At 54.4% G+C, this 9,407-nt stretch carries 9 protein-coding genes; 7 read left to right on the forward strand and 2 right to left on the reverse strand.

All coding sequences use genetic code 11. The annotated features are described in order from the left end of the window. The first annotated feature begins 104 nt into the window (after nucleotides 1–104). The 6 genes from FEAC_RS14150 to FEAC_RS14180 all read left to right on the forward strand — a co-directional run bounded on the left by FEAC_RS14150 (nucleotide 105) and on the right by FEAC_RS14180 (nucleotide 6,873). Entirely contained in the window at nucleotides 105–1,262 is a 1,158-nt protein-coding gene (locus FEAC_RS14150; protein WP_419195372.1) for an IS630 family transposase, read from the forward strand. 113 nt (nucleotides 1,263–1,375) lie between these two features. Next, entirely contained in the window at nucleotides 1,376–2,389 is a 1,014-nt protein-coding gene (locus FEAC_RS14155) for a hypothetical protein (RefSeq protein ID WP_035392029.1), read from the forward strand. A gap of 1,075 nt (nucleotides 2,390–3,464) precedes the next feature. Next, nucleotides 3,465–4,646, forward strand: coding sequence for a WD40/YVTN/BNR-like repeat-containing protein (locus FEAC_RS15375; protein WP_152623288.1), 1,182 nt, complete (start codon nucleotides 3,465–3,467; stop codon nucleotides 4,644–4,646). 194 nt (nucleotides 4,647–4,840) lie between these two features. Beyond that, nucleotides 4,841–5,050, forward strand: coding sequence for a transposase (locus FEAC_RS14165; protein WP_035392034.1), 210 nt, complete (start codon nucleotides 4,841–4,843; stop codon nucleotides 5,048–5,050). A 503-nt stretch (nucleotides 5,051–5,553) separates the two neighbouring features. Then, a complete protein-coding gene (locus FEAC_RS16545; protein WP_081901292.1) occupies nucleotides 5,554–6,144 on the forward strand; it encodes a DUF4232 domain-containing protein in 591 nt (196 codons plus the stop codon). A gap of 414 nt (nucleotides 6,145–6,558) precedes the next feature. Beyond that, the gene (locus FEAC_RS14180; protein WP_035392041.1) at nucleotides 6,559–6,873 is read left to right on the forward strand and encodes a hypothetical protein; all 315 of its coding nucleotides are present in this window, start codon (nucleotides 6,559–6,561) and stop codon (nucleotides 6,871–6,873) included. 668 nt (nucleotides 6,874–7,541) lie between these two features. Here FEAC_RS14180 and FEAC_RS14190 read toward each other — a convergent pair. Together FEAC_RS14190 and FEAC_RS16550 are read right to left on the reverse strand one after the other, a co-directional pair. Next, nucleotides 7,542–8,012 (reverse strand): G1 family glutamic endopeptidase, encoded by a 471-nt coding sequence (locus tag FEAC_RS14190; protein WP_035392046.1) that lies wholly within the window; start codon nucleotides 8,010–8,012, stop codon nucleotides 7,542–7,544. 320 nt (nucleotides 8,013–8,332) lie between these two features. Further along, nucleotides 8,333–8,521, reverse strand: a complete 189-nt coding sequence (locus FEAC_RS16550) for a helix-turn-helix domain-containing protein (RefSeq protein WP_082055675.1) — start codon at nucleotides 8,519–8,521, stop codon at nucleotides 8,333–8,335. Nucleotides 8,522–8,804: 283 nt separating this feature from the next. Here FEAC_RS16550 and FEAC_RS14195 point away from each other — a divergent pair. Beyond that, nucleotides 8,805–9,407 (forward strand): helix-turn-helix domain-containing protein (locus FEAC_RS14195; RefSeq protein WP_152623289.1); only part of this gene is annotated, 603 nt, incomplete at its 3' end.

Raw genomic sequence — 9,407 nt, forward strand, 5'->3', positions numbered from 1 at the left:
CTAGTGTCCCTAGCCATAAATTTGCTCTAATTCAGGAATTTTCAATATTTTGTCTCCGTTGACCCCATTGTACATCTACTCTTTTGGAGGAAGAGGCAATGACAATGGCCAAGCAGATATCGAGAGCAACACAGGCAGCGAGAGATTCCGAAGGGACCAAGAAGCGTACTGGACGCAAACCAACGTATGTCGTCACCCTGAGCGATGAGGATAAAGAGTTCCTCACTTCCTTTATCGCCAAACGTAATGCACCAGCAGCTCAGGTGACGCGAGCAAAGATCGCCCTCTTGGCCAACGAACACGTCAGGCTTTGCGATATCGCCGATGAACTGGATATCTCTACCTTCACGGTGCAAAAGTGGATCAAGAGATTCGCCCTCTATGGGGTAGGGACACTCGCCGATACACCACGACCTGGGACCCCAAGGACCCATGGGGATGACAAGATCACCGAGATCATCAGACTCACTACGATGACCGAGCCACCGGATTCATCAACCCATTGGTCCACCAACACCATGGCAGCCGTGGCTGGCGTCTCTCCCTCCACGGTGGGGAGGATATGGCGAACCTTTGGCCTAAAGCCTCACATGGTTGAGAGCTTCACGGTGTCGAATGATCCAGAGTTCACCGAAAAGGTCAGAGACGTTGCTGGGATCTACTTGAACCCTCCAGAGGCGGCCATCGTCCTCTGTGTTGATGAGAAGACCCAAGTACAGGCCCTTGATCGCACCCAACCCATACGTCCGATGGTGCCAGGGGTTCCCCTGCGTCAAACGACTGAGTACAAGCGCAACGGTATCAGTAATCTCTATGCCGCCCTCAACGTAGCCTCTGGCAAGGTCATCACCAAGATGACCGTTGCCCATAGGGCCATAGAGTTCATCGAATTCCTAGAGATCATCGACAAGAACGTACCCAAGGAGCTGGGCGTTCATGTCGTCCTTGACAACTACGCAGCCCATAAGACCGAATCGGTCCGCATGTGGCTCCTCGCCCACCCGAGATTTCAGTTCCACTTCACGCCGACGTACTCGTCCTGGATGAACCAGGTAGAAAGATGGTTCTCAGCCCTCACCACCAAGTACCTACAGCGCAGTGTTCATCACAGTGTAACCGAACTCAATGAAGGAATTACCGAGTGGGCCGAGGCCTGGAACAAGAACCCCAAGCCCTTCATCTGGACCAAGAGCGCCGACGAAATCTTCGCTTCTATGCAGAAATATCTGGGTCCTAGTGTTTCTGAGCAAACTTCAGACTAGGGACACTAGTGTCCCACTCCAAAGTTGGCTCTTGAGCTCTTAAATAAAGGTCATGAGTTTGCATCAGCGCAGCTCAGAGTCGGTATTGTGTTCAGCAGTGGTCGAGAACATTCATGGTTGTTCAGAATTCCGTGACATTTTCTGTGACACAAATTGGTAGCCAAGTAGATCGCAGCAATGCTCTCAACTACATCCGGACTGGAGAACACCTGTTGCTCCCCAGCGTCAAGATGGCCCGGCATACGTATAGCGTCCACCATAACTGGTCGCTTCTGAAGTCGAATCGGTTTTCACTTCCCGTGTCTATTATGGTCTGCCCTCTCACATTAAAGGTGGACCGGGCTCAAGGGGCCGTCCAGATCGAGGGCCGGGTCAAAGACACCTCCAGCTTCGTGAAGAAGCTGATGCGCAAGGACTATGCGTCGCCTTGGGCCGAAATGCGCGACAAGGCGGGCGTTCGTGTCACGACGGTCTACGCAGCTGATGTCGCTATCGTAGCTATCGCTATCGCTAACGAGTTCGAGGTCCTGTACCGTGAGGACAAGCGTGAGCAGTTGGCTCCCGATCACTTCGACTACCTCGGTCTTCACTTCGAGATCGCGGTACCCATCGGTGATGGCTTGTCGAAGGACGACCGTGTCTGCGAGGTCCAAGTCCGTACCGAGACGGAGACTGCCTGGGCGAATGCTTCCCACGACCTCCTCTACAAGGCACCCGTCGAACCCGGTCCCGAGATTAAGCGCGGACTTCACCGGCTGCTGGCCCTGGTGGAGCTCTTCGACTTGGAGGTCACCAGAACTCGAGAGGCAATCATGTCACACACGACTTATAAGGAAGGACGGCTTTTGCTGGGTCTGGAGCAGGCATTTCTAGACCTCGTGGCGCATCGGTCGGATCCGGAACTCTCGCGTCACGTGATCGACGCTCTGCGACCGGTCATACCGTCGCTCGACTGGGACGAGTACAGGAGATTGCTTGATCCATTCATTACCGACAATCGCACCAAGCTGGTACGAATATGTGCCGACTATCTCGCGGACGACCGCAATCCGCTCGTCTCCCAGCCAGAGAGTCTGCTCGTCTTCGAGCGTATAGAACATGACCGCTTTCGGCTGGCCGAGCGGTGAGCGCAGGTCCTGCCGACAGGAATGCTCACCCAGATGGCGGACATGTGGGATAATCCCGTAGAAGTCGATGAATAGTTCAAGCGATGCAGGTGTGGGGTGAGCAAGGATTGGCCAGACTTCGCGGCAAAGGAAGAGCATTGCTTCCTGCCATAACCTACGCCACTCGTTCGGGAGCGTGCCGTTCTCGGTTCGACACACCTAGGCTTGGCCCTGGCAGGCACTCTGAAACCTACCGATACGTTGACAAAGATGTGGGGAGATGTAACGAAAAGTGACCAAGTCAAGACCATTAGTCTCAGGTTTGATAGTGGCAGCCATCATCCTTTCGGGATGTAACCAATCAACGAAGACTCAGACAAGCCATTCAACGAAGACTCAGACAAAGAGCAACCACTCTGCGGCTGTCGCGCCAAAGAGTTCATCGACCCCGTCGAAGCCGATAATCGAGTCCGTAACCGCGAGCATTCACGGACAGCCATATGGTAAGGGGCTTCACGCCGTTCGTTTTGTCTCATCTAGCACCGGATATATGGCCGGCAACGGCATCATCTTGAAAACCACAGACGGCGGACAGATCTTCACTACAGCAGCGCATACGAGCGTGAACCTTACGGGGGGGCTGTCAGTTGCAAGAACTGCATCGGCAACCGTAGCCGCCTGGGGCAGCCACAGCATCCTGGTTAGCCACAACAGTGGATCGAACTGGTCAACATCCACACTTCCACACACTGTTCAACAGGTCGACTTTGCTACCTCTTCGATAGGATTTGCCATAACCGGTCATACATGGGGCGCGGCTGGATACCCAGCCTGGGTACTGTGGCGCACAACGGATGGAGGCGCCCACTGGATCCAAGTTCCAACGTCAAGTCCACCGGCATCAATCTCCTTTGGTGCTGCGAGTGTAGGTTGGATGAGCACTGCGAACGGTGACATCTTTCGGACAGTGGATTCAGGCCAGACTTGGAGCCGCGTGACGCAGATTCCGGTCAGCAACGGACCTGGAGCAAGGCCTCCTTCTCTTCATGCGGCCTCAGCACAAATATGCTGGGCGCTTGTAGTTGGTGGTAGTGGGATGAACCAAACGTCTTACTCGGTGTTCCGAACAACCAATGGAACGAACTGGAGTCCAGTACTTGCACTTAGCACCGCTGGTGCGGGGGCTGCTCCTGGTGACCCGGGAAAGGTGCCTCGGGGACCAGGTGCCTCACCGGGACCTATGGCCGTCGTGGGAGGATCGAGTAGTGCCGTGCTAGCGGGTGAGTGCGAGGCATGTGGTCTCGGAACGACATCAGTTAGTTCAACTCAAAACGCCGGGGCCAGCTGGAATAACTTCCCCACCATCCAAAATGGGGGCTTGTCGGGCAGTATGTCCTTTGTCTCTCCGAGCGAAGGGTGGCTGCTCGATAGCTACGGGACTGGCACCGTCTCTCTTCTTCAGACTCTCGACGGAGGGAGTACCTGGAAGGAGGTCTACCCAATGGCGCATCCTCATCCAGTCAATAGCGTGTCATTCGTCAATGCCCAAGTTGGCTACGGAGTCGGTGTACCTGGCGATGCCGGTGCCTTCCTGAAAACCGACAATGGTGGCCGTACCTGGAGCAAGATTGGTGACGTGCCTACTACTGCCACCGGCACCGCTTCACAAATAGTCTTTGTCACCGAACAGCATGGATTTGTAGTGTACAGCCCCATCCCCAATAAGAGCGGGATCTACGAAACCAATGATGGGGGGAAGTCGTGGACATTGTTAAAGAATCCGAATGGGACTAACATGCTCCTAATATTTGCAGGTACCCAGGATGGCGTGGCTTTTGGCCCTACGCAGCACTGGGCCACTACCAACGGCGGCCAAAGCTGGTTCCAAGTGCACCTCAAGTCACCGTGGCTCCCGTGGCTCCCGTGGCTCCCTGCCTCCGACTCCGCAGTGGCTGGGCTGTATCTCGCCGGACTAGCTCGCCTTCCTGTGGCCAAAACACTAACCGACATCGTTCACTCTCAAAACGGTGGACAATATGCCCAGATTAGCTTTGCAGGTTCCCAAGTGGCTTGGTTCCCGAGCCCAAGCCAGGGCGGTGTTCTCCTCACTACAGATGGGGGTGCTAAGTGGAGCAACATCAACATACACGGTATCAGTTACGCTGACTTTGACTTTGTCAACGGAGAGGACGGTTGGGCACAGTCATCGGGGGGTTCTCTGCTGCGGACCACCAGCGGAGGCAAAACGTGGACGTACGCCTCGAACCCGACTCCTTGAGACCTGTGATCACAGGGGGTTGCCGGCGCGTGAGTACCAGCATTATTCGCCTACCCCAGCGTTCGTGGTATCCCCGCATTCTCCCCAGCTCGATAGGTTGTGTGAAACTACAAGGTGGCGTCTACCTCTTGAAGCATTTCAATGACTCCCGAACGCCAAGAAGGGAGTAGGTCTTGCGATGGTGGGGTTCCGGGATGGAGGAGTCCCCACGGGCGATCTTCGCTGGCGACCTTCGAATCAACGGAATGAATGAGATGCTCGATCACTGGTGTGGGGGAACCTCGCGTTCGAGACTACCGAGTTTCATCCGGCTGTCAAAGACCATCCGAACGCAAAAGAGAAGGTATCCTCGCCCCATCAGACTTGGGGTATCCAACGGGAGGGTCGAGGGACTCGATGCATGAGTTCGCTCAATCATTGCCAGTCTCACGGGTTTCACTCCGCCAACGCTATCCTCGTCATGGTGATACTAGCTTGTGGATCGCCTCAAGTGAAGCTACTCTAGGCTGGAACGAGTTTATACGCATAGGTGCCAAGGGAGCTGAAACTGCGACTACTCGCATGAGCTTCATTGTTGAGACCTTGCGATCATTATCGATACCGATCCCGCTTCACGACACCCTATACAAACCATAGAATCTCCTCAAGGGCCAGAGGTAGATCGCCAGGCATTGGTGCTCGTCGAGATCAACGTTGAGGGGAACGGACCGCTCGGCACACACCGGCCCTTTCGGCTCTATTGAACCAATTGGGGCATCAGGCCTACCTGGAGTCCACTGTATGACCGAGGTGGCCATTGACGGCCGAAACCTCGTCTGCTATAGTGCTGGTACAATCATTTCGCGCCCCAACCAACAGGAAGGTTGCGTCTATAATTCTGAGATTTAATCGATTACCTGGCAAAATCATGGCACTTCTCTTGGCTGCCTTCGTTCTCGCATCGTGTGGGAGTTCACCTGCTGCGAGTCCAAACTCGAAGTCGACTACCACGGCAACATATAAGTCAGGTTCAAAGTCCCGAGCACCCGCAGTTACTGAAGTACGTCGCGCCTCCTCCTGCTACCCGTCGTCGCTCCATAGCAACATCGTGAATCAGGGTGCTGCCGGAGGCACCGACACGCTCGTGATTTCGCTGCGGAATGTCAGCCATCGTACGTGCGAACTCGTGGGCTATCCGGACGTACAAATGCTACGAGGATCGCGACACATCCCCATTACTCTTGTTCGGTCAACTAACCCACTTGGATCGGTGAGCAGGTTGAGGGTTACTCCTGTTGTCGTGCCCAGGAACGCCCATGCATTCCTTCTGCTCTCCTACGGAAACGTAAGCGGTACGGGAGGCAACAAGGGTTGTGTGTTCATGAACTCCCTGGAGATTGGCGTACCTGGTCATCGAGGGTGGGTGCCGATTTGGAAAGGGGTGGATGCGCCAATCTGCGACCAGGGCGTCTTCGTTTCGCCGTTCACCGCAAGAGATCCACTGCCGAATACGCGCTGAGGCGTTCTGAATCGTGCGCACGAACGCGACCAGCAAGCGCGCGAGTGTCGCTCCGCAGTCGGATCGGATGACCACGTTCTTGACTACGTAAAGTTCTCACACACTTGGCCTTGGCGAAATGGCGGTGACTCTGACGGGGGCCGAAGGGCCGTCCCAGCAGGGCCACCGCCTCGTCATCAACCCTGGAAGTTGATTCTTTGGGATTCATTTGCTCGATTCAAGGTGAGTTCACACATGAGTTCCCATTCCGACTGGTGTCGATGAACTTTGGTGGTTCGGGTCTCTGGCACTGGTAAGCGCGAACATTGGTCGACCGCAGTTCATGGACCTGACTTCGGCGGAATCGCGTGCATTCAGGATTGCCGTCACCCGTCCGAATGGGGCGGGTAGGGTTTCAAGAGCAGCAATTTATTCGTGAAAGGCCGCGCCGTGTTTGCCCTGATTGTCCGCTTTATCGTGCTCCCCGACCACCTCGAAGCCTTCGACGCGCTGGATTACCACTCCAAAGAGGACCTACAACGGTGGGCAATCGATCGTCGGGTCGACGAGTTGTTCAACAAGCGACCCGAGGAATGGGACAAAACTTTGGTAGAACGACTCAAGATTAGGCCAAATCAACTATCCAGCGACTGGGGGCTGTGCTTGAGGCTTTTGCGCGACGAAATGCAGTTGTCCACGCCGGCAGCCAGGTTGACCAAAAATATCTCACCCGTCTTCCGGATGGCCTAGAAAAACCAAGTCTTGGTACTCCACTCGTATGTGATGAAAAGGATCTCATTAAAATATTGGATCTAATAGGACAACTCGGAACGTCGCTCGCGATTGCTTGGGTGGCCCACTTCCTGCCAGGAAGTCCCAATGTTGCGGAGTTGGCCGTTCAGCCCGTAGTGCGGGCCTTATAGGAAAACCGATGGCAGGATGCCAAGGCTATTGTCGAAATTGCATTCAGAGATTGTGGACCGGATCATAATAATGACGAGCTTCGTATTGGATGCGACTAAGACAACGCATGAAGCCCGTGGCTCTTGCAGAGTGACATTTTTGCGGCCTTTGGATCGGCAACGTGAGGGGAGAAATTGTTGAATACGAAGGTTACACACTCGCCCTTCCTTCCAAGAACGAGAGCATGAGTGCAGAGCGTACCGGAGTTACTTATAGTAGGCTGAACCTTTGCACATGTCCCTTTCTGGTTCACAACGATGCCGATCTCTCCAACTGAGAATACGCCCGAGTTAGGCCCATCAGATGACCTATTCGCAAAGAGCACGACGCCCACCAGAATCAGCAAAAGAAGGACTGCGATCAAGATTTGTGGTTGTAGAAGTCGCTTCGTGTTCATCGATCGTCCTCACTTATCCTAGCGTTAACTGGCCGCAGGTGTCCGATCTCTAGTCGAGTCATGTCTCAGCCGCATCAGTATCCCCATAGTTGGAGCAATAGAGGGTGAAGCTATTGGCAGGGCTTATCGGTCCAGGATAGGCGTCGGTAACTTCGGAATCGTCGTTGTAAGGATCGTGCATATTTATGTACTTATGGCTCCAGTTCCCTACACCGTTCCAGGTGCTTCCCTGTTCCGCGTTGGCATCGCTGAAGGTCGTGTTGGTTAAGTCGGCTAGCGGCGGATGGTTGCCTCCCACTTGGGTACGCTCTACGATCCATTCGGCATTCAAGCCCGTGAAACCACCACTGAAGGAGGCATCAAAGCTGGTGGCAACCCCCGTTGATTCGTTCTTGATGTAGTAGTGCGCCGTCGAGGAGCCGTAGTAGGCAACGTTGACGAAGATGGTCTGTCCTGGACTCACGGCGATATTGACCTGTTGCTGGACATTGAACGGATACGCCTCCCACCAGAGGTAGTCGCCTCCCATCCATAACGGAGCACATACTGCCAGCTGATGTCCTGTTCACTGCCTGCTTGTAGGAGCTGGTTCGAACTCGCCTTTCCCGATCCTAGCCCTGGCCAGATATGGAGGAGTACGCATTCGTGCCCGCAGGACTCCCTACCGATGGAACGTTCCACTTCGCGACGATCGAATTGAATTGGCTGCCGTTCTTTCCCTGGTTCCCGGCCCAGTGCGAAGAATACAGTTCACTTGTTGAGCTCGCGCTTTGATGTGACGGTGATTGTATCGGGGAGTGAACCGCAGGTATACCCATTTCGTATGTGAGACCGCCTGGAAACGCTTGACTAATCTGGCCCCACCCCACACAACGAGAACCGTCTTCTCCGCTTGTCTACTGTTTGCGCTGAGAGCGAGAGTGTTTTGGCAATCGCGTTGGTCTCCATCCCTTCATCTACCAACAAAGCGATCTTGGCTCGGCGAACCCGAGCCTGTGGGCTGTTGTCTGACGAACGAGGGCTATTAGGTTCTCTCACTCCTCTTGAGAGAGCGTTACCCGATAGAGGATGGGATGTCCGCCGACGTTCGGCATAGCCTCCTCTTTTGTGATGTGCTCTTCCTGCTTTCCCACAACCGACTACCACCCAGAGTAGATTCAAACTGGGATAGCCAGGCGTACGGGTTGAAAATCCCTTATTGAAGTAATTTCTGAGAAGGGACACTAGTGTCCCTAGCCATAAATTTGCTCTAATTCAGGAATTTTCAATATTTTGTCTCCGTTGACCCCATTGTACATCTACTCTTTTGGAGGAAGAGGCAATGACAATGGCCAAGCAGATATCGAGAGCAACACAGGCAGCGAGAGATTCCGAAGGGACCAAGAAGCGTACTGGACGCAAACCAACGTATGTCGTCACCCTGAGCGATGAGGATAAAGAGTTCCTCACTTCCTTTATCGCCAAACGTAATGCACCAGCAGCTCAGGTGACGCGAGCAAAGATCGCCCTCTTGGCCAACGAACACGTCAGGCTTTGCGATATCGCCGATGAACTGGATATCTCTACCTTCACGGTGCAAAAGTGGATCAAGAGATTCGCCCTCTATGGGGTAGGGACACTCGCCGATACACCACGACCTGGGACCCCAAGGACCCATGGGGATGACAAGATCACCGAGATCATCAGACTCACTACGATGACCGAGCCACCGGATTCATCAACCCATTGGTCCACCAACACCATGGCAGCCGTGGCTGGCGTCTCTCCCTCCACGGTGGGGAGGATATGGCGAACCTTTGGCCTAAAGCCTCACATGGTTGAGAGCTTCACGGTGTCGAATGATCCAGAGTTCACCGAAAAGGTCAGAGACGTTGCTGGGATCTACTTGAACCCTCCAGAGGCGGCCATCGTCCTCTGTGTTGAT

It is taken from the genome of Ferrimicrobium acidiphilum DSM 19497 (genome assembly GCF_000949255.1).
Lineage (GTDB): Bacteria > Actinomycetota > Acidimicrobiia > Acidimicrobiales > Acidimicrobiaceae > Ferrimicrobium > Ferrimicrobium acidiphilum.

What these genes read in the sequence shown, in the direction of transcription:
- FEAC_RS14155 (WP_035392029.1), top strand. Translation starts at nt 1,376, where the DNA reads ATGGTTGTTCAGAATTCCGTGACATTTTCTGTGACACAAATTGGTAGC.
- FEAC_RS14190 (WP_035392046.1), bottom strand. Translation starts at nt 8,012, where the DNA reads ATGGGAGGCGACTACCTCTGGTGGGAGGCGTATCCGTTCAATGTCCAG.
- FEAC_RS14165 (WP_035392034.1), top strand. Translation starts at nt 4,841, where the DNA reads ATGGAGGAGTCCCCACGGGCGATCTTCGCTGGCGACCTTCGAATCAAC.
- FEAC_RS14150 (WP_419195372.1), top strand. Translation starts at nt 105, where the DNA reads ATGGCCAAGCAGATATCGAGAGCAACACAGGCAGCGAGAGATTCCGAA.
- FEAC_RS16545 (WP_081901292.1), top strand. Translation starts at nt 5,554, where the DNA reads ATGGCACTTCTCTTGGCTGCCTTCGTTCTCGCATCGTGTGGGAGTTCA.
- FEAC_RS15375 (WP_152623288.1), top strand. Translation starts at nt 3,465, where the DNA reads ATGAACCAAACGTCTTACTCGGTGTTCCGAACAACCAATGGAACGAAC.